Below are 19371 nucleotides of genomic sequence, written 5' to 3' on the forward strand. Positions count from 1 at the left end.
TCCATCACAGGCGCAGTGTCTGCACGACAACAGCTGCCGCGGCGGCGCTGGAAACACTGACGGCCAGCCAGCATCCCAGCAGGAAAGCGCCGTTCGCAATCGGTCGGGTGGGGCGCATGTTGTCTCCCGGAGATGCCTGGCGGCTGGCCCGGATCAGCGCTCGATGACCGGCGCATGCACCGGCGCCAGCGATTCGTGCGTGGTGGACGTGCGCTGCGGCGCCTTGTGCACCATCGTGTAGGCGTAGTCGATGCCCATGCCGTAGGCACCCGAGTGTTCCTTGGCCACGGCCATCACATCGTCGTATGTCTCGCGGTTCTTCCAGTCACGTTGCCATTCCAGCACGACCTGCTGCCAGGTGACCGGCACCACGCCGGCCTGGATCATGCGCTGCATCGCATAGTCGTGCGCTTCCTTGCTGGTGCCGCCCGAGGCATCGGCCACCATGTAGATCTCATAGTCGCCTTCGAGCATCGCGCTCAGGGCGAACGTGGTGTTGCAGACTTCGGTCCACAGGCCCGCCACGACGATTTTCCTGCGGCCGTTGGCGGCCAGCGCGTCGCGCACCTTCTGGTCGTCCCACGAGTTCATCGAGGTGCGTTCCAGCGTCTGCTTGCCGGGGAACACATCGAGCACTTCCGGGTAGGTGTAGCCCGAGAACGAATCGCTTTCGACCGTGGTGATCGTGGTCGGCACTTCGAAGATCCTGGCTGCCTTGGCCAGCCCGACGACGTTGTTCTTGATCGTCTGGCGGTCCATCGACTGGACGCCGAAGGCCATCTGCGGCTGGTGGTCGATGATGATCAGCTGGCTGTTGCGCGGGGTCAGGACTTCAAGCTTGGCGTTCGACATGGGGCTCTCCGTTTGGTAAAATATTCAATTGGTTTGAAGCTATATGGTTTGCGCTGTTTATTGTTGCGCTGACGATGTGCAGAACTATAGCGAGCGCGCGTGCGGAAATAACGGTCGTCCCCTGCAATATGTATTCAAATAATTTGATGCTGTGGGCTTGCCAGGGTGCCGTAGTGGATCCTTGCATCTGCGATGCCCGACGACTGCCGCCACTCAGTCCGTTGCTGCCCTGGCCCGGCCTTCTATTATGGAAATACCGGCCGGCAAGCCTGCCGTACGACAGCCCTTCCAACAGGCCCTACGCGCCGCAACGGACCCCATTGGTGTCAGGGATGGAGCGTGGCTGCTATGGATGCAAAGGATCAGGACGGGTTGGAAAGCGGGGCGCTCGGGCTGGGCGAGTCCGTCATCATGGGCGTCGCAGGCACCGCGCCAGCCTTCAGCATCGCCGCAACCACCGCGGCATTGATTGCCGCGGTCGGGCGCCTGTCGCCGGCCAGTCTGTTGTACTGCGGCCTGATCATGTTTGGCGTGACCTTCGCGTACATGCATCTGAATCGCATCAACCCGAATGCCGGCGCGTCCTATGCCTGGGTGAGCGCTATCTTCCACCCGGTGCTTGGCTTCTTTGCCGGATGGGCGCTGCTGGTGGCCTCGGCGGTCTTCATGGTGTCCGGAACGATTCCGGCAGCCACTGCCACGCTGACGCTGCTCGCTCCCCGCCTTGCCAACGAGCCGGCAGCCGTCACCCTTGTGGCTGCCGGCTGGCTGCTGCTGGTTAGTGCGATTGTTGTCAAAGGCATAAAGCCCACCAGCTACACGCAGATCGTCATGACAGTGATCGAGGTGGGCATACTGGTGGCCGTGATCCTCCTCGCGCTCGTCAAGTACGGCGCCCATCCCGCGCACGCGTTCTCGCTGGCCGCGCTCTCGCCTGCCAGCTTTACGCCGCAGCTTTTCGCGACCGGCGCGCTGACGGCGGTGTTCTTCTTCTGGGGGTGGGATGTCACCGTCAACCTGAATGAGGAAACCCGGGATGCGGCCCGCGCGCCGGGGCGTGGCGCGCTGCTGGCGATGCTGGTCGTGCTGGCGTTGTTCATGGGATTCGCCGCGGTGACCCTGCTGGTGCTCGACGACCGGGAGATCGCCAGTTCGAGCACCAACGTGCTGTTCGCCGTCGCCGAGAAGCTGCTGCCGAGGCCGTGGAGTTACCTGGCCGTCGTCGCGGTCATGCTGAGCACGGTAGGGACCCTCGAAACCTCGATCCTGCAATTCACGCGCACGATGTACGCCAAGGCCCGTGACGGCACGCTCCATCCCCGCTACGCGACGCTGCACAAGACCTGTCGCACGCCGTGGGTGGCCACTGCGCTTATCACGGGGTTTGGGCTGCTCCTGTTGTTCCTGTCGTCGCAACTGCCGAGCGTCAGCGAGATCATCAGGGATTCGGTCAACGCGATCGGCTTCCAGGTGGCTTTCTACTATGGACTGGCCGGCTTTGCCTGCGCCTGGCATTTCCGGCGCGACGCACTCAGGTCGCCGTTCGACATGGTTTTCCTGGTGGTCTGGCCAGCGTTGAGCGCCGCATTCCTGTGGTTCATCGCGGTCTATAGCATCCCGGGTTTCGACCTCGCCACCAATATCGTGGGCCTGGGTGGCATCGCAATCGGCGGCGTGCCGCTGCTGTTGAACCGGTATCACTCGTTCCAGGCGCGCAGGCAGGACAATCGCTAGCGGGCAAGCGCCTTGTAGTTTCGTCCCAGGGCGTGCAGTTTTCGCCCGCGGTGGCACGACGGCCGCCCCCGTGAGCGGCGGTGGGCGCACAGGTTGCCGGCCTGGAACGGCATTTGCGTTGGACTTCTTTAGCCCGCCGGCAGATGGCGGGCCGATCAGCGCCGCGGGCATTGCATCTGCCATGGCTGTGGTCCGCTGAATCACTGAAATCGGTCGGTGCCTGCCATGTCATGCGGGCACATCACGTCGTTGCAAATGCTCGCAATAGCTGTGCTATTGCTGCGCTTTGCGCCTAGCGCTGCATCCCGCATGACATGTCCTTCACCTCCCATTTCAATGATTCAGCGGACTAGCCGGATGACCGCGCGCAGTCATGGAGACGACCATGCCAAGGGCATCGAGCATAGCGCACGCCAGGGCAGACAAGCGTGCGGGCAAGGCGCCGACCACCCAGGCCGGCCATTTCGTTCGAGACGAGATCGAAGCCGTTCGCCACGGCAAGCACGGCGTGCGCTCGGCCAAGCAGGCCATAGCGATCGGATTGTCGGAGGCGCGCCGCGCAGGCGTTGATGTGCCGCCGAAGAAGGGCGCCGCAACGGCGGCCAAGTCCGCAGGCACCAAGGCTGGCGGTACCAAGGCTGGCGGTACCAAGGCGGCGCCGCGACGGGCCAGTTCGGAAAGCACGGTCACGCGTGCCCGCGCTGCCCTCAAGGCACTCAAGCGTGAAGGCACGGCCGGGGCTTCGCCGCAGGCGCTTTCCGCGCAGGGCAAGCGCGCGGCAAGCCAGCGCACGGCAGCCGATCGATCCGCTGCCGCCAGGAAGGCCGCCAGCACCAAGGGTGCGGCCGGCCGCTCCGAAGCGGCCCGCAAGGCCGCGCGCACGCGCGCGGCAAAGAAGGCCGGCTGAGTGAAGTGCCCGGCGTCGAACCACGGCATTCGGCAGGCCGATGCCGAATGCCGCGTCCGCGCTTAGCGCATGCTGCGGAGGGATCGGGCCGGCTGCGGTCTGACCATGGCGCATAGGCTCAAAGCGTGCCTTGGCCCGCACCTTTCGCTTGCACGCGGCAATTCCAGCCTCTACGCTGAATGCCTGACATCACACGCTCGGGAGAGAGACGAATGGGAGGCTGGATTGCAAGGGCAGTTGGCGCGCTTGGCTGCTGCGCAATGGCGTTCCTGGCCGGTTCGGCGTGTGCCGCGGATTCGGCAACGCTGACCATTTCCGCCGGCACGCAACAGCGCGGCTGGACCGTCGCCGGGTTGCTGAACGACCGTCGCCTGACCGATGTGACGGTTGACGACGACAACCTGAAACGCCGCCTGACATTCAAGGCCATCCCCGTTACAAGCCTGCTGCAGGGCATGCCGGTGACAGCCGGCGCGAGTGCCACGACGGCAGCCGGCGATGGCTATGTCTCTCACCTGCCGATGCGCATGTTGCTGGCAGACAGCGCCGACCAGCCGCGCGCCTGGCTGGCGGTCGAGAATCCCGCCGCGCCGTGGCCGACGCTCAAGGGCCAGGACATCGGGCCGTTCCGCCTGATCTGGACGGTGCCGCCGGGTCATGCGGCATCCGAAGTCAACGAGAGTCTCTGGACGTACAACATCGTGCGCATCGACATCGCCGCATCGCCTGCCGAGCGCTTTGCCGCCATCCGGCCCGCCTCCGGCCTGCCGGCCGACGGACCGGTCATGCGCGGTTTCGCGACCTTCCAGCGCGTTTGCTTTTCCTGCCACTCCTTCAACCGGGCCGGCGATGCGCAGCTTGGTCCCGACCTGAACGTGCCGTACAGTCCGGTCGAGTACCTGGGGGATGACAAGCTGGCCAGGCTGATCCGTGACCCGCAGTCACTGCGCTGGTGGCCCAATTCGCGCATGTCGGCCATCGACGAGAAAACGCTGTCGGATGCGGACCTGAAGGACCTGCTGGCATATCTGCATCATATGGCCGGGCGCAAGGCGGCAAAGGCCGACTGACGCGGCAGCGAGGAAGGCGGGGCAGCGGCGGAACCCGAGTCAGTGAGACAGCGAGCGGGAAGAAGCCATGGCTTCACGTCTCTTTACTGCTGTGTGCTTTCGCCCGGGTACCCGGAGCCGCCTTCTTCTTCAGTTTGAGCTGGTTGTAGTCAACAGCGGCACGGACGAGATTCTTGAGGGCGCGCTCGTTGATCTTGTCACCCTCGAAAAAATCGATCGCTCGTCTCGCGTTGCCTTCGAGGCCCGCGTTGAAGAGCTTGTCGGGATCCGGGAGGCTCGCGCCGTAGGCAAAGGTAAGCTTCACCTTGCCCTTGTGCGCGTTGGCGACCGCGATGATTCCGTCGCGGGACCATACCGGGCTTCCCATCCACTTCCATTCCTCGATGATTTCCCGGTCGGCCTCGAGGATGCTCTTGCGGAGGGTGGCGAAGGTCTTGCCACGCCAGTCCGTGATTCCCGCGATCAGTTGGTCAATGCGTTCCGATGGATTCATTGGATTGGATATCGCTGTTCCAGGTTAGCGCAACAGGTGGTGCGGCTGGCACCGGCCGGCCCTGCATTGTGCCGGCATCAGTCCGTGCGCGCCAATACCTGCTCCAGCGCCGCAAAGAACCGTGGCCATCCGCCCCTGGCGCCCTGGTAGGCCTGCTGCTGATCCGGCCGGAAGCCCGCCTGTTCCATGCGCAGGAGGGTCCCCGTGCTCGTCGGGGTAAGCGTCCAGGTGACGACACTCTCCAGACCATAGGCCGCCCATGTGTAAGACAGCGTCTTGTCCGGCTCGACGGCCAGGACCTGACAGTCCACCGCGCCCCAGTCTGCGCTAAGACTGAAATGGTGGTCCACCACGGGTTTGAAATCGTTTTTCATGAGCCACGCTTCGATCAGCTGTGGCTGCGTGAGCGCGCGCCAGATCTTTTCCGGTGGATGAGGCAGCTCGCGCTCGACAACGACGGAGAGCCTTTCGGTTGATTCTTCGTTCATTGGTCCATCCTTTTCAGCAGGTCTTCGAGGTGGTCAAACCGGCTTTGCCAGAAGCCGGTCATCTGGCTGGTCCAGCCGATCAGCGGGGCCAGGGCGCCGGGCTGCGCGCTGTAGTGCGTCTGGCGCCCTTCGTGGCGGTCGCGCACCAGCCCGGCCTGCTTGAGGATTCCGAGATGCTTAGAGACGGCCGGTTGCGAGACCCCGGCCCCGGCCGTCAGCGCCCCGACGGTCTGCTCTCCGTCGCGGCACAGCCGCTCGAAGATAGCCCGCCGGGTCGGATCGCCGAGCGTTCTGAAGAGTACATCCTGAGCGTCCGGCATCTGGAATCAATAACTGACTGGTTATTGATCTACATATAACTACGCGGATATGCGTAAGTCAAGCCGAACCGAAATCGGATCTGGACTTCAACAAGGCCACAGTCAGGATTCCAGACCATGGCCTTCGGATGCGGCGCGGCGTGCTCGCCTCACATCCGTCCCTTCCAGGGCACCAGCCACTTCGCCGCTTTGCGCATCATCAGGTCGAACACATAGGCAATCAACCCGATCAGTACAATGCCCATGATCACCACGTCGGTACGCAGGAAGTTGGACGCATTGAGGACCATCTGGCCGAGGCCGGCGGTCGCCGCCACCATCTCGGCGGCAACCAGGGTGGTCCAGCCGAAGCCGATGGCAATGCGCATCCCGGTGAGGATGTCGGGCAGCGCCGCGGGGATCACCACATGGCGGACTACCTGCCACGGCGTGGCACCCATCGAGTAAGCCGCGTTGATCTGCTCGATGGTGACCGAGCGCACGCCTGCCTGGGCCGACATTGCCAGCGGCGCGAAGCAGGCCAGGAAGATCAGCAGCACCTTCGAGGTCTCGTCGATGCCGAACCAGATCACGATCAGCGGCAAGTAAGCCAGCGGCGGCAAGGGGCGGTAGAACTCGATCGGCGGATCGAAGACGCCGCGCGCGACGCGCGACACCCCCATCATCACGCCGATCGGCACCGCCGTGACCACGGCCAGCCCGAACGCACCGAACACGCGCATCATGCTGGCCGCAAAATGCTCGGTCAGCGGCTGGCCGCCTTGCAGGTTGCCCTGCCAGGCATCGATGAAGGCCGTGACGATGGATTCCGGCGTCGGCAGGAACAGCGGCGGCAGCCAGCGCAGATGGCTGGCAAGCCACCACAGCGCGAGCAGCATGACCACGGTGATCGTGGAGATGCGGGAACTTGACCCTTCGCCTGGCAGGCGGTAGCCGGAGACGGTCTTCATGGGCCGGCTTGCCCTGGCTGCGGCAGTGGCGGTGACGCGTGGCGTGGGTTCGATGCGTTGGACGGAAGCGGGCATCTCGTTTTCCTCAGGCGGTGGCATGGATCAGATCGACGATCTCTTCGCGATAGCGGATGAATTCCGGGTCGGACTTGACGGCGCGGGCGTCGCCGCATTCGATGAAGCGCCGCGCGAACGGCAATTCATAGGTATGCGCGATGCGGCCGGGCGAGGGTGTCATGACGATCAGCCGCGTGGCCAGGAACAGCGCCTCTTCCACGCTGTGCGTGATGAAGAAGACAATCTTCTGTTCCTTCGCCCAGAGCTTGAGAATCAGCGCCTGGATCGATTCACGCGTCAGCGCGTCAAGCGCGCCAAGCGGCTCGTCCATCAGCATCACCGCCGGATCGCAGGCGAGCGCGCGGGCAATCCCGACGCGCTGCTGCATGCCCCCCGAAAGCTGATAGACCGGCTTGGCGGCGACCGCTTCCAGCCCCACCGCGGCCAGCTTCTCGTGGGCGACGCGCAGCCGCTCGGCGCGTGCCACGCCGCGCAGGCGCAATCCCAGCGCGACGTTGTCCGCCACGCTGAGCCACGGCATCAGGGCGTGCTTCTGGAACACCACGCCGCGTTCGGCACCTGGCCCGTGCACAGGCTTGCCGCACAGGCGGATCTCGCCTTCGGAGGGTTCCATAAAGCCCGCGATGCATGAAAGCAAGGTGGTCTTCCCGCAGCCGGAGGCGCCGAGCGCCACGACGAAATCGCCACGCTCCATCGTGAGGTTGACCTGCGACAGGGCCAGCGTCCCGGCGCCGCCCGCGGTGCCATAGTTGACGCTGAGGTTATCGATTTCGAGTTTGTACATGATGGGCTTCCGAAACAGGACTTTCGGGGCAGCCGCGCCAGATCGGCTTGCGCGCGGCGGCCATCTTCTGCGACAAGGGGCGCGGCGTCAGCGCAACGCCCGCTTTGCCCATTCGGCGTTGACGCCCGGGCCATAGTCCGGCAGCACGGTCTGGATCGTGCCTTGCTCCTTGAGGAACTGCGCTGCCGACTGCAGCGCGCGCGCCGCACCGCCGCCCAGCCAGCGCTCCGAGACCTGCTCCTGCAACGTCGGGAAGGCGTATAGCGCCATGCTCGCGGGCACCGTTTCAGCCTTGGCGCCGGACATCCTGGCCACCGCCTTCACCATCGGCGAATCGGCGGTCCAGGATGCCTTGTTCTTGCGGTAGTTTTCATCTGCGGCGGCCAGCACGCGCACCAGCTTGACCATGAACTCCGGGTTCTCGCGGGCGAACTTCTTGCTGGCGATCATGCCGTCGAAGGTGGCCTTGCCCGTGTCGGCGGCGATCTGCCCGGAGGTCATCAGCACGGTCCCTGACTGCTTGAGCTTGGCGAGCACCGGGTCCCAGATAAAGGTGGCGTCGATGTCGCCGCGTTCCCAGGCGGCGGCCACCTCGGGCGGCCGCATGTTCATGATGCGGACGTCCTTGGGATTGATCCTGGCGCGCTCCAGCGCCACCAGCGTGTGGTAGTGCGTGGTCGACACGAAGGGCACACCCACGCGCTTGCCTTTCAGGTCGGCGATGCTGGTGATCTTGCTGCCGTTTCGCGCAACCATGGCCTCGGCCGCGTTGATGTCGTCCAGGATCCAGAACAGTTCGACGTCCAATCCTTGCGAAAGCGCCGAAGCAATGGGCGACGTGCCCGCCTCGCCGATTGCGATCTGGCCCGAAGCCATGGCCCGGATCACATCCCCGCCACCACCGAACTGCCGAAATGAAACCTTGTAGCCGGTTTGCTTTTCCAGTTCCTTCATGTTCTGCGCATAACGCCAGGGCACGACCATATCCTGGTAAGCAATGACTACATTCTTGTCCTCGGCGTGCGCGGCTGGCGCCAGCGCTGCCACCAGGGCGAAGCCCGTCACGAATTGCCTGATCCACCGCATAGTTGTACTCCTCAGAAGGGTAAGAGGTGTTGGGGGTCACGGCTTTATAGGTGAGGGCTGTTCCGGGCCTATAGGGCCAGTTGCCGGCATTCGCTGGGGCCAGATCGGGCCGCCAGCGCGCGTGCCGCGATGGGCGCGGAAACGCGGCGGTGCGGGGTGGCGTCAATCATGGAAATCCAGTAGCGGCTTCCGATGGGGGGGATGGCTCGGCTGGGTGCACGATGCGCGCACCCAGATACCTGGAACGTATCTGTCAGGTAGTCCTGGCGCGCCCCAGGGCCCACCGTCTGCAGTGTTCGAGATACTGTCGCTCGTGGACGCCGACGAGGTCGACAATGCTGGTCCAGAGCCAGAATGGGGCCGCCAGCGACTTGCCGTGGCGCATGAGTTCGCGGCGCCATGCTGCCGCCTCCGAACGGGAAAGCTGTCCGGCGTGGGATAACCCGACCACCATGCCGAGATAGCGGGCTACCCTGGTTGCGTCGGCCTGAGAGAGCGTATCGATCTCGAGCTTGAGGTCCTGCGGCAGAAGCTCTCGCACGAATACACTCTTGTCGAGAATTCTCGCCGATGCCATTCGCATGCCGAGGAAGGGTGCCAGGTGCCTTGCTCCTTCTACAACACGTTCACCATTGTCGAGCGGCATCGAGCACTTCGCCTTAAGGGGTGCAGCGGGGGCGACCGCCTCCTTGAAGTCGAACAGTCGGTACTTGCTGCCGTCCCTGGCATCGATACCAAGCAAGACGGCATAGCGTAGCCGGCCCATCGAACTGCATCCTTTCACCCAGAAGGCTGCGTCGAGCAGTTTCACGCTTTCGGGTGTGCGTCCCGAATACAGGCAGGTCACTAGGTCAAGTAACGCCTCGTTCTCGCAGATGCGCTCAATCGCCTTGCTCTCTTCGCGGCGCAGCGGCCAGAACCGCTTGCCCAGCAGGATGTTCGGCTTGGGATTCTTGATGCGGTCGCGGGCCAGCTGCTTCCACGTCCGGCGCGTGGCCGTCTTCATCGCGGTCCTGACCGCCACGGGTTTCGACGGCAACTCGCTGGAAGTGTCACGGGCCAGGGCATCCAGGTATCCCGATATCAGCGCGGCAGTCATTTGCGCGGTCACCACGCCGGGCAAGTCCGACCCGCGCGCGGCAGTCGCTAGCGACACACCAAGCCGTATCAGGTCGTGCGCGGGATTGCCAATGACGGTCTGATCCATATCGCGAATCTGAATCGCGACTTGTCCGGAGGCGTCTCCGACAGGACCGAGGTTACCAAGATGGCAGTCACCGCAGATCCAGATCGGGGGACCTTCCGGCAAGCTGCTCGGCTTTACCGATGCCAGCCATTCGTAGAACTTGTCGCTGCTGCCTCGAACATAGGCATGCGCGGACTTTGCCATTTTGAGGTGGCGCAGCTCCTTCAGGGCAGCCAGCCGGTTCCGCGGAAGTACCGCCGCTCGCGGGATTTTCTTTGTCACGTTTTCGGAACAACCGAGAGGATGACCATGCCCAGGGCAGCACCGGCCATCGTTATCGTCGCCACCCAGCCTGCCAGACGGAGGCCGCCTGTGATGCAGAACGCTCCCATCACGTCCGGATGAGATGACATCCTCATCAGGAGCACCATGATCGGGACCGACGTGACGCCGTTGATGACAGCGCTCCAGAACAGCGCCTTCATCGGGTCAACGGAAGAGAAGCCGAGCAAGAGACCTGCCAGCATCGCAATGCCGATCACTGCGTAGAAGCGTTTGGCGAGCCGTGGCTCCAGCTCCAGGCTGTTCTTCCATTGGAATGCACCCGCCATCGCGTAGGCGGCAGAGCCGGCGAGGACGGGCAAGGCAAGCAGTCCGGTTCCTATGATGCCCAGGCCGAACAGCACGAATGCAAGCCGGCCTGCAATGGGCTTGAGCGCGGAAGCAGCCTGGGCTGTCGTTTCGATATCGGTGATGTGGTGGGCATGGAGCGTCGCAGCGGTGGTCAGGACAATAAAGAACGCAATCATGTTCGAGAAGCCCATGCCGATCCACGTGTCAATGCCAATGCGCCTGAGATTCTTGAGACCCTGTGAGGGCGCCTTCTTCAGTGGGTGCTGGCCAGCCGTTATCTGGAGTTCTTCAACTTCCTGGGATGCCTGCCAAAAGAAGAGATACGGGCTGATGGTAGTGCCGAAGACCGCCACAATGGTCGTAAGGTACGCCGGCGTCCACGACGGCTGGGGAAAGACCGTGCGGATCGCCACGGTCCCCCATGGCACTTCGACCGCAAAGATGACGCCGACATAGGCGAACAGCGCAAGCGTCAGCCATTTGAGCACGCGTACGTAGCGCTTGTACGGCACGAAGACTTGCAGCACGAGGGACAAGACAGCGAACCCGCCGGTAAAGAGTGCCACGGGCCCACCGATGACAAGATTTGCGGCAGCTCCCATTGCACTCAGGTCAGCCGCGATATTTATCGTATTGGCGATCAGAAGCAGGACGACCGCGGCATAGACCAGGGGCAGCGGATAGCGACGCCGGATGTTCGTCGCCAGACCGTGCCCGCTGACCCGGCCGATTCTCGCGCTGACGATCTGAATTGCGACCATCAGCGGATAGGTCAGCAGCATTGTCCACAGGATGTTGTAGCCAAATGCGGCGCCCGCCTGGGAGTAAGTCGCGATTCCACTCGGATCATCATCCGCGGCGCCTGTGACAACGCCCGGCCCGAGCTTCTCGAGCCATGGACTCGGCGCCGCATCTGGTACCGAAGGCGAGGCATTGGTCTTCATATGATCCTTCGGAGAACACGACTGACCAGGCTGTGGGGACGGCAACGACATCGCTTCTGCCGCATCGGGCACCAACGCAATTGTCATACCAACCGGGGTCTCTGGGCCGCCGGGATGGTCGCCGGGAAGCGAAGCGGATCGGCTCGGGTTGCATGCACACTGGCCGCACGCCTGGTCGCTGGAAGTTCACATGTGGTGGCTGGGATACCCGCGATAGCCGCAAGCCTGTCATTCCGTCGTCAGGGTGCGCGAGGCTCCGTGCTCAATGGCACGAACTACAATCGGCGGCCAGCGCCCGCATGTAGTTTTTGCCTGGTGGTGTGCGCTGTGCGGGACTGCCGGTCCAGCTCGCGCGGATGTCCGGGGGTGCCGTGCGCGGCCAGGTAGCCCGCCGATGCTGCTGCGACAAAGCGCTGCCGGCGCGGGCCGATCGGAATCGCCACCATGTCCTTTTTGAGCCGTTCGTCGTAGCGGATGCCCGCATCGGACCCGGCGGCGAGCATGTCGCAAAAAGAATCCCCCGAGGCTGTTACCCCGGGGGAGGTTGGTTTGTGACCGGGGACGTGAGCGCCGACCACGTGTTCTTTGGGCTGCCCCTTCTGTAGTTGCTTACATAATGCTGTCGCCCGATCCATCGCGGTTGGTCATTCTCGCGCCATCGGTGAACACGTCGCGCCTATCCCCGACTTTCGCCCCATCTGAATAGACGTCGAATTTTGTGGTCTTCCCTCCATCGGTATATGGGTCTCGCGGCCCCAACACACTAGCGCCGTCGGTGTAGACATCTCGCGGCCCGATGCCGGCATAGACCACCCCGGCGCCAAGCGCCGCACCCGCCGCAGCGAGCAGTAAGACTGTTCTTACCATTTTTCTCACCTCCATTCAGGTGGTTGCAGGAACCCGAAAAGAATTCTTTTCGCGCCAAATTGCGCGCCGCAACTTCGTACCGGTTCAATGTATGTCCTGACGCCAGGAGGTTGAATAAGGTAATTCTCCGAAAAATGGCTAGGGGATTGCCCTATTCGATGGCAGGGGCGACTCCGCCCGCCTGGGCTGCACTCGGACCCTGGCCGAAGGCCCGGAACCCGGCGCGATGACGCTTGCGCTCAAACGGAATCTCGCGTGGAACCCGAACGGCATAGCTCAGCGATTCCATCCGACTATGCTTACCACACAGGGGAGTTCTGACGTAGATTCAGAGTAGTCTTGCGGCGCCGTTGCTTCAAAGCACTTCATCTGGCACAGATCTGGTGCAAATGCGGGATTTGCCACAGGTGCATCGGATGCTAATTTTCGCAAGACCATTGTCATTGCGGCGAACGAGAAAAAAACCTGATGTGCCAGGCGCTGTTCCGAGAATTTGAGGCGAGCAATGGTAATCATTCCGCGCGGCCCGAGGCTACGCCTCTTTGTTAACACTGGATTGGTCGCATTGGCGTACTTCGCGGCGGCAAAGCTGGGACTTGCTTATGCGGTAGTGGGCGGTGCGGTGTCCCTGGTGTGGCCTTCCAGCGGCATCGCCCTCGTCGCGCTGCTTGTTATGGGTTCCGCAGTTGCCCCCGGAATTGCAATTGGCTCCGCGTTGGCCAACATGTCGGTAGGCGTGCCGCTACCGGTGGCTGCGATGATTGGCCTCGGCGCAACGGCGGCAGCGTTGACGGGTTCACTATTGTTGAAGCGGGTAGCCCGATTCCAGATTACCCTGGACCGTATCCAGGACGTGATTGCCTTCATCATCCTGGCTGCCACGGTCAGCACGGTAGTGAGTGCGCTGATTGGTGCGACTGCCCTCGTCGGAGGGGGCCTGGTGCCAGTCACCAAGTACGGCGCAGCTTTCCTGGAGTGGTGGCTCGGTGACATGATGGGGGTGCTCGTGGTGGCCCCGCCTCTGCTCAGCCTGCTCGCGTATCCGAGCCCGATCCGCTCCGCAAAGCATGCCGCCGAAGCGTGCGGGCTGACCGTTGCGATCTTCTGGGTGAGTCACCTTATCTTCGGCGCCACCGAATTAGCCGGGCACGGCTACTATCCGGCAGCCCTCGCGATTTTTCCGTTCACTATCTGGGCGGCTCTCCGCTTCGATCACCTGGGCACCACCCTCTCAACCTTGCTGGTCTCGATCATCGCCATCTGGGGCACCACGAACGGCACGGGCCCCTTTGCCGCCGCAACGCCGGTGGATAGCCTCGTGAGATGGTGCGCCTTCGCCAATGTCGTGGCAGTAACCGGACTGCTTCTGGTGGCGGCACACGCTCAGGAGAAGCGCATCCATGGCCTCCTGCGGGCGTCCCACATCGAACTGGAGCGGCGCGTGCAAGAGCGGACCCGAGACCTGGAGCGGACAAACAATGAACTGAAGCAGGAGATGGGGCGACGTCGCCTGCTGGAAGCAGAGCTGATCCGAATCGGCGATCAGCAGCAGAGGCTCATCGGCCGGGAACTGCATGACGGCCTCGGGCAGCACCTCACCAGCCTGGGCTTCTATTGCACCACCCTGAATCAGGAGCTACAGAAGGATGGCCACCCAGCTGCCGCGGTGGCGGCTACCATCGTCGAACTGGTGAAGCAGGCGTCATTGCTGACTCGCAAGATTGCCCATGGCCTGGATCCGGTCGCAATGGAATCTGGTGGCCTTACGGTCGCCTTGCAAGGGCTGGCACAGACGACTCGCTCGCTGAATGGCATAGACTGCACGCTACGCGTCGAGCCGAATGTGGACTTGCTGGATCCGCCGCTGCAGATCAATCTTTATCGTGCGGCACAGGAAGCCGTCAATAATGCCCTGAAATACAGCCAGGGCCGCCACATCTGGATCGACCTGGAGCGCGAAGGCGCCATGCAGAGGCTTTCCATCAGTGACGACGGGGTGGGGGTCGACCTGAAACAAATGGAGTGTGCCTCGGGACTGGGACTTCACAACCTGCGTCACCGGGCAAGCCTTCTCGGCGGCTCTTGCACTGTCGCCCGCAATGCCATGGGTGGCACCACGGTTGCCATCTACTATCCGATATCGGAGAGTCCCGGCCATGGAAGAGAAGTCAACTAGCCCGGGTCGCGCGACGCAGATCCTGATCGTGGATGACCACCCCATCATCCGGGAGGGGTTAGCGCACTTGCTGAATCAGCATGAGGATCTGCACGTCTGCTGCGCGGCCGCGAGTGCCGAAGAGGCTCTGGCGAAGATGGCCTGCCGGCCTGAAATGGCGATTGTGGACCTCAGCCTGCACTCGAACTCCGGCCTGGAGCTTGTCAAGACGCTCCGGCAACACTATCCAGACCTGGCAATCCTCGTCCTCAGCATGCATGACGAATCCCAGTTTGCCGAACGCGCACTGCGGGCAGGGGCAAACGGGTACCTGATGAAACTCGAGGCCACGGAGCACATTATGAACGCCGTCCGCGAGGTGCGCGCCGGCAATACCTACCTGAGCGCCGCCATGCATGACAAGCTGGCGCGGGCCCTGACGGTTCCCAAGAAAGATCCGACGGGCTCGATCGCGAGCCTTTCGGAACGGGAGTTCGAGGTCCTCCACCTGATCGGACTCGGCTTCGGCACCCGCGAGATCGCCAGGAAACTGAATCGTAGCGTCAAGACCATCGAGGCACATCAGGCCAACATTAAGGAAAAGCTGGATATTCCTAACGGCAAGGAACTGATGCGCTTCGCCATACAGTGGATCGAGAGCCAATAGAGCGGATCCGCGTCCCCAGGGTCAGTCAATGCTTGCGCCCGACTGCTTCACCACAGCCTCCCATTTGGCGCTCTCTGTCTTGATATATGCGCCCAGTTCCTCCGGTGTCGAACCAACCGGCACGATGCCGTCGGTAAGAAAGCGCTGGCGCAGGTCCGAGCTCTTGATCAGTCCGGCGATCTCGCTGCTCAGGCGCGTAATGATCGGCTTCGGTGTACCCCGTGGCGCCATCAGGGCGTACCACACATTGGACTCGTAGCCGGGCACGCCAGCTTCGGCAATGGTGGGGACGTCAGGCATCGATACCGCCCGATTCGCGGTAGACACGGCCAATACCCGCAGCTTGCCTGCCTTGATCTGCTGCGCCGCGAGCCCATAGCTGGCAAACATGGCGCTCACCTGCCCGGCCAGCAGCGCTGGCATGGCCGGGCCGGCGCCCTTGAAGGGAACGTGCACAAGGTCGATGCCGGCCTTCGATTTCAGCAATTCCATTGATAGGTGCGGACCGCTGCCATTGCCCGACGATCCATACGTGTACTTGCCCGGATTGGCCCTGGCCAGCTTGATGAACTCGGCCAGATTGCGCGCCGGGACCGACGGGTGCACCACCAGGAAGTACGGCGCCGAAGCCAGCAGGGACACTGGCTCGAAATCCTTGACGGGATCATAGGACAGGTTGCGGTACAGGCTCCGGTTGACGGCGAGTTGCGCGGTCAGCGCCAGTACCAGGGTATAGCCATCGTTGGGCGCCTTTGCCACCATGTCCATGCCGATATTGCCGTTGGCGCCGCCGTGATTGTCCATGATGAAGCGCTGCCCGGTGCGCTGTGAAAGATACAGGGCAAGAGGCCGTCCGACGATATCCCCGCCGCCACCCACGGCATATGGCACGATCACGCGAACGGGCTTGCTTGGATAGGCGTCGGCTTGCGCGCCATGCGCCGCCGCGGCTGCACATAGCAGCGCCATTGCGACGAGTCTTCCCACTTGTTTGGTGGCTTGGAACATTGCATGGTCTCCTTTGCGTATGGTTTTGGTTGCGTTCAGTCCAGCCAGCCGCTTGCCCGGATTTTGTCGAGAAGCGCTTCGACGATTGCCGGCGCCAGCCCGACATAGGTAGCTGGGTCAAGCAGCTGCTTGAGTAATACGGGATCCAGCGCGTCGCGGACCGCGGCGTTGCGCAACAGGGCTTGCTCGAACGTGATGCCAGCTTCCATCCCGTGCATGGCGGCGGCGTAGACCAGCTCATGCGCGCTTTGCTTGCCTACTTTCTCCGCGAGCGCGAACATCACGCGCTCGGACATCAGGAAGCCACCGAGCAGGTCCAGGTTGGCCCGCATCCGGTCAGTCTTTACCGTCAGGCCGGACAGCGCCTGTTCCATCATTGCCAGCATGGCCGCCGTCATCATGCAGGCCTCGGGAACCGCTTTCCACTCCATCCGCACAGCGGCCACATCGCGTTCGTGCTCGGCCATCTGCGCGTCGTGCATCATCGCCACGCTGTAGCGGATCGCGCGACTCAGGGTGACGACCGTCTCCACCACTGCAGGGTTCCGCTTATGCGGCATGGTGGACGAGCCCACCTTGCCTTCGCTGAAAGGCTCAGCCAGTTCGCCCACCTCGTCGGCCTCGAGGTTCATGATCTCGTTGGCGATCTTGCCCAGCGTCGCGCCGAGCAATCCCAGCACGCCGACATACTCCGCAAGCCGGTCCCGCGCGGGCTGCCAGCTTATCTCGGCCACATTCAATCCCAGGCGCGCCATGACCCGCTTTTCCAGCTCGATGGCGTGCGGACCGAAGGACGCCTTGGTGCCAACCGCCCCAACCATCTGGCCGACAAAGGTGCGCTCCTCCAGCGCCGCCAGACGCTCATTGTGGCGGCCAAGTTCCGCCAGCCATATCGCGCATTTATGGCCAAAGGTAATCGGCAAAGCCTGTACCGAATGCGTGCGGCCTGCCATCGGGGTGTGCTTGTGCGCGTTGGCAAGCCGGTACAGCGCCTGCGCTACCGCAGCCAGGTCGCGCGTCAGGATGTGGTGCGCTTCCCGGACCTGCAGCATCATGCCGGTGTCGTATACGTCCTGAGAGGTCGGGCCGAAATGCACGAACTCCCCGGCTTCGCCATCACACTGGCGCTGCAGGGCACGCACCGCTGGCACCAGCGGGTGCTTGACGCGGCGAACCTCCATGGCAAGCTGCTCCAGGTCGAAGTGCGCCACCCGCGCCCGCGCGGCAATCTCCCGTGCCGCGGCCGCAGGGATGATTTCCAGTCCTGCCTGTTCCAGCGCCAGCGCCGCCTCGAAGTCCAACCACTTCTGCACCCGGTTCTCTTCCGAGAACACGGCGCGCATCTCGTCCGTGCTCCACATATGCTGCTGGAGGGCCTGGTCGAACACACTGCTTGTCATGGTTGATGCCTTCTGTCGCGGAAAAGGGAATGACAGTCATTCTGGGGTGACAAAATCATTCTGTAAAATGACATGTTTGGAGACAATCATTACCAAAATGGCATGATATGACGCTACAACAACTGCGCTGCATCCAGGCAGTGATCGACAGCAAGCTGAGCGTTTCGCGCGCGGCGGATGCACTGCACACCACGCAACCTGCGGTCAGCAAGCTGATCCGCGCGCTCGAGAATGAGATCGGTATCGAGTTGTTCGTGCGTCGTGGAAACCGGCTGGTGGGTCTCACCGATGCAGGGCAGGAAGCGGCCGCGCTTGCAAGACGCGTCCTGAACGACACGCGCGCTTTGTCAAACCTGGCACGTACGGCCGAGGCGATGAACAGCGGAACGCTGCGTATCGGCACTACGCATATCCATGCCCGATATGCGCTGCTCGACGTCATCAAAGGTTCCGCCGCGCCTTCCCGGATATCGATCTGGAACTGGCGCAGGGCACGCCCGCGGAAATCCTGCGGTGGGTCAGCGAAGGCGCCGTGGACCTTGGCATCTCGACGCTGCCGCAAAGCACCCCCGCGGGCATCATCTCGATCGATGCCTATCCGATCCGCCGCTGCCTGATCGTGCCCCGCGATCATCCGCTCGTGCGGCGCAAAAAGGTCACCATCGAGAATATCGCCCAGTACCCGTTAGTGGCCTATGACGAGCGCTTCAATTCGGGCTGGGCCGTGCTGCGCGAGTTCGAGCGCCATGGACTCTCCCCACGCGTAGTGGTAAGAGCCACCGATGCCAATGTCATCAAAGCCTATGTTGCCGCGGGCCTCGGTGTTGCCGTACTCCAGCAGATGGCGCTCGAGCCAGACAGGGACACTGACCTGGCGGTGATCGAGACAGGCCGCATATTCCCGCCATCCATGGCGGTAATCAGCCTGCGTGCCGACCAGTTCGTGCGGGGCTATATGCAAGCCTTTATCGACATGCTTTCGCCGGGCGAAGCCCGATCATGACTCGGAACGCGCGGCACCCGCGCAACATCCGCCCAGGCAGCAGGCAACGCGCGGGGCCCGCTCACCACCACCTTACGCGACGGCCGGGAAGTCCAGTGTCGTGTCGTTGACGCGATTGAGCATGTTCGTGAAAAGAATCGCGCTCACCGCCTGAATCGCCTCGACGATCTGTCCATCGCTGTAGCCCGCCACGCGCACAGCTTCCAGGCTGGCCGCCGGCAGCGTGCCGCGGGTGCTGACCAGCTCCACCGCAAAGCGCGTCAGCGCGTCGATCTTCGCATCGTCCGGATAGCTGCCCTCGCGCAACAGGCGCGTCTGGGCTTCCGTATAGCCAGCCATCTTCCCCGTCAGCGAATGCGCGGCCACGCAGTAGTCACAGCCGCTGTGCTCGCTCACCGAGAGGTTGATCGCTTCCAGTTCGAGGGCGGACAGCGAACCACCCTTGAGCACCTGGTTGGTTTGCAGGGCCTGCGCCAGCACGGCGGGGGCATTGCTGCCGATGGTGGCATAGGCATTGGGCACCATGCCGACGCCCTTCCGGATGGCGCCGAACAGTTCGGCGGCCTTGCCAGTGGCTTGCGCGACGGGAATGGTATGCAGGCGGGTGGTCATGATCGATCTCCAGTTCATTCAGGGGGTGAGGGGAATCACCTGGGTTGATGTGCGGCGCTTCCTTGGACTTCATGGTAGGTGTGCCGGCGATCCGGAAAGGTTAGAATCTGCTCATCTTTTTGCGCGATCGTCTC

General features: G+C 63.0%; 20 protein-coding genes and 1 pseudogene. 7 read left to right on the forward strand and 14 right to left on the reverse strand.

Features of this window, described 5'->3' with window-relative positions; all coding sequences use genetic code 11:
* Positions 1–153: 153 nt before the first annotated feature.
* Positions 154–852, reverse strand: coding sequence for a hydrolase (locus tag RM96_RS19765; protein WP_039013041.1), 699 nt, complete (start codon positions 850–852; stop codon positions 154–156).
* A gap of 348 nt (positions 853–1200) precedes the next feature.
* Here RM96_RS19765 and RM96_RS19770 point away from each other — a divergent pair, with 348 nt between their 5' ends.
* The 3 genes from RM96_RS19770 to RM96_RS19780 all read left to right on the forward strand — a co-directional run bounded on the left by RM96_RS19770 (position 1201) and on the right by RM96_RS19780 (position 4563).
* Entirely contained in the window at positions 1201–2586 is a 1386-nt protein-coding gene (locus tag RM96_RS19770; protein WP_039013043.1) for an APC family permease, read from the forward strand.
* 385 nt (positions 2587–2971) lie between these two features.
* Entirely contained in the window at positions 2972–3493 is a 522-nt protein-coding gene (locus RM96_RS19775; RefSeq protein ID WP_039013045.1) for a DUF6496 domain-containing protein, read from the forward strand.
* A 212-nt stretch (positions 3494–3705) separates the two neighbouring features.
* On the forward strand, positions 3706–4563 hold the full coding sequence (locus RM96_RS19780; RefSeq protein ID WP_039013047.1) for a cytochrome c: 858 nt from the start codon (positions 3706–3708) through the stop codon (positions 4561–4563).
* 73 nt (positions 4564–4636) lie between these two features.
* Here the strand turns inward: RM96_RS19780 and RM96_RS19785 are convergent, their stop codons facing one another.
* The 10 genes from RM96_RS19785 to RM96_RS19830 form a co-directional block, all read right to left on the reverse strand.
* The gene (locus RM96_RS19785; RefSeq protein WP_039013049.1) at positions 4637–5056 is read right to left on the reverse strand and encodes a DUF1801 domain-containing protein; all 420 of its coding nucleotides are present in this window, start codon (positions 5054–5056) and stop codon (positions 4637–4639) included.
* A 77-nt stretch (positions 5057–5133) separates the two neighbouring features.
* Positions 5134–5544 carry an SRPBCC family protein gene (locus tag RM96_RS19790; protein WP_039013051.1) on the reverse strand — a complete coding sequence of 137 codons (411 nt, stop codon included), beginning with the start codon at positions 5542–5544 and terminating at the stop codon, positions 5134–5136.
* Entirely contained in the window at positions 5541–5864 is a 324-nt protein-coding gene (locus RM96_RS19795) for an ArsR/SmtB family transcription factor (RefSeq protein ID WP_039013053.1), read from the reverse strand. The genes RM96_RS19790 and RM96_RS19795 overlap by 4 nt, the downstream gene beginning before the upstream one ends.
* Positions 5865–6013: 149 nt before the next feature.
* Positions 6014–6889, reverse strand: coding sequence for an ABC transporter permease subunit (locus RM96_RS19800; protein ID WP_039013055.1), 876 nt, complete (start codon positions 6887–6889; stop codon positions 6014–6016).
* 10 nt (positions 6890–6899) lie between these two features.
* Positions 6900–7676 (reverse strand): taurine ABC transporter ATP-binding protein, encoded by a 777-nt coding sequence (locus tag RM96_RS19805; RefSeq protein ID WP_039013057.1) that lies wholly within the window; start codon positions 7674–7676, stop codon positions 6900–6902.
* A gap of 87 nt (positions 7677–7763) precedes the next feature.
* Positions 7764–8762 carry a taurine ABC transporter substrate-binding protein gene (gene tauA, locus RM96_RS19810; RefSeq protein WP_039013059.1) on the reverse strand — a complete coding sequence of 333 codons (999 nt, stop codon included), beginning with the start codon at positions 8760–8762 and terminating at the stop codon, positions 7764–7766.
* Positions 8763–9015: 253 nt separating this feature from the next.
* Positions 9016–10230, reverse strand: coding sequence for a DUF2252 family protein (locus RM96_RS19815; RefSeq protein ID WP_082016612.1), 1215 nt, complete (start codon positions 10228–10230; stop codon positions 9016–9018).
* Positions 10227–11525: an NRAMP family divalent metal transporter gene (locus RM96_RS19820; RefSeq protein ID WP_039013061.1), complete on the reverse strand. Its 1299-nt coding sequence runs from the start codon at positions 11523–11525 to the stop codon at positions 10227–10229. Before RM96_RS19820 ends, RM96_RS19815 begins: the two co-directional genes overlap by 4 nt.
* A 275-nt stretch (positions 11526–11800) precedes the next feature.
* Positions 11801–12028 carry a hypothetical protein gene (locus RM96_RS39415; RefSeq protein ID WP_039013063.1) on the reverse strand — a complete coding sequence of 76 codons (228 nt, stop codon included), beginning with the start codon at positions 12026–12028 and terminating at the stop codon, positions 11801–11803.
* A 106-nt stretch (positions 12029–12134) separates the two neighbouring features.
* Complete coding sequence (locus RM96_RS19830) at positions 12135–12392, reverse strand: hypothetical protein (RefSeq protein WP_039013111.1); 258 nt, start codon at positions 12390–12392, stop codon at positions 12135–12137.
* A gap of 505 nt (positions 12393–12897) precedes the next feature.
* On the opposite strand from RM96_RS19830, the gene RM96_RS19835 reads away from it, so the two are divergent.
* Positions 12898–14568, forward strand: coding sequence for an MASE1 domain-containing protein (locus tag RM96_RS19835; protein ID WP_039013065.1), 1671 nt, complete (start codon positions 12898–12900; stop codon positions 14566–14568).
* Entirely contained in the window at positions 14549–15214 is a 666-nt protein-coding gene (locus RM96_RS19840) for a response regulator (RefSeq protein WP_063926001.1), read from the forward strand. Before RM96_RS19835 ends, RM96_RS19840 begins: the two co-directional genes overlap by 20 nt.
* 21 nt (positions 15215–15235) lie before the next feature.
* Here RM96_RS19840 and RM96_RS19845 read toward each other — a convergent pair whose 3' ends face one another.
* On the reverse strand, positions 15236–16222 hold the full coding sequence (locus RM96_RS19845) for a tripartite tricarboxylate transporter substrate binding protein (RefSeq protein WP_039013066.1): 987 nt from the start codon (positions 16220–16222) through the stop codon (positions 15236–15238).
* Positions 16223–16257: 35 nt separating this feature from the next.
* Complete coding sequence (purB, locus tag RM96_RS19850; RefSeq protein ID WP_039013068.1) at positions 16258–17622, reverse strand: adenylosuccinate lyase; 1365 nt, start codon at positions 17620–17622, stop codon at positions 16258–16260.
* A gap of 107 nt (positions 17623–17729) precedes the next feature.
* Here purB and RM96_RS40045 point away from each other — a divergent pair.
* Together RM96_RS40045 and RM96_RS40050 are read left to right on the forward strand one after the other, a co-directional pair.
* Positions 17730–17861 (forward strand): annotated as a pseudogene (locus RM96_RS40045) (LysR family transcriptional regulator); the annotation flags it as partial.
* Positions 17862–18103: 242 nt separating this feature from the next.
* Positions 18104–18625 carry a LysR substrate-binding domain-containing protein gene (locus RM96_RS40050; RefSeq protein ID WP_238587329.1) on the forward strand — a complete coding sequence of 174 codons (522 nt, stop codon included), beginning with the start codon at positions 18104–18106 and terminating at the stop codon, positions 18623–18625.
* A 72-nt stretch (positions 18626–18697) separates the two neighbouring features.
* Here RM96_RS40050 and RM96_RS19860 read toward each other — a convergent pair whose 3' ends face one another.
* A complete protein-coding gene (locus RM96_RS19860; RefSeq protein WP_039013070.1) occupies positions 18698–19237 on the reverse strand; it encodes a carboxymuconolactone decarboxylase family protein in 540 nt (179 codons plus the stop codon).
* Positions 19238–19371: the final 134 nt, after the last annotated feature.

The organism is Cupriavidus sp. IDO (assembly GCF_000812465.1).
Taxonomy (GTDB): domain Bacteria; phylum Pseudomonadota; class Gammaproteobacteria; order Burkholderiales; family Burkholderiaceae; genus Cupriavidus.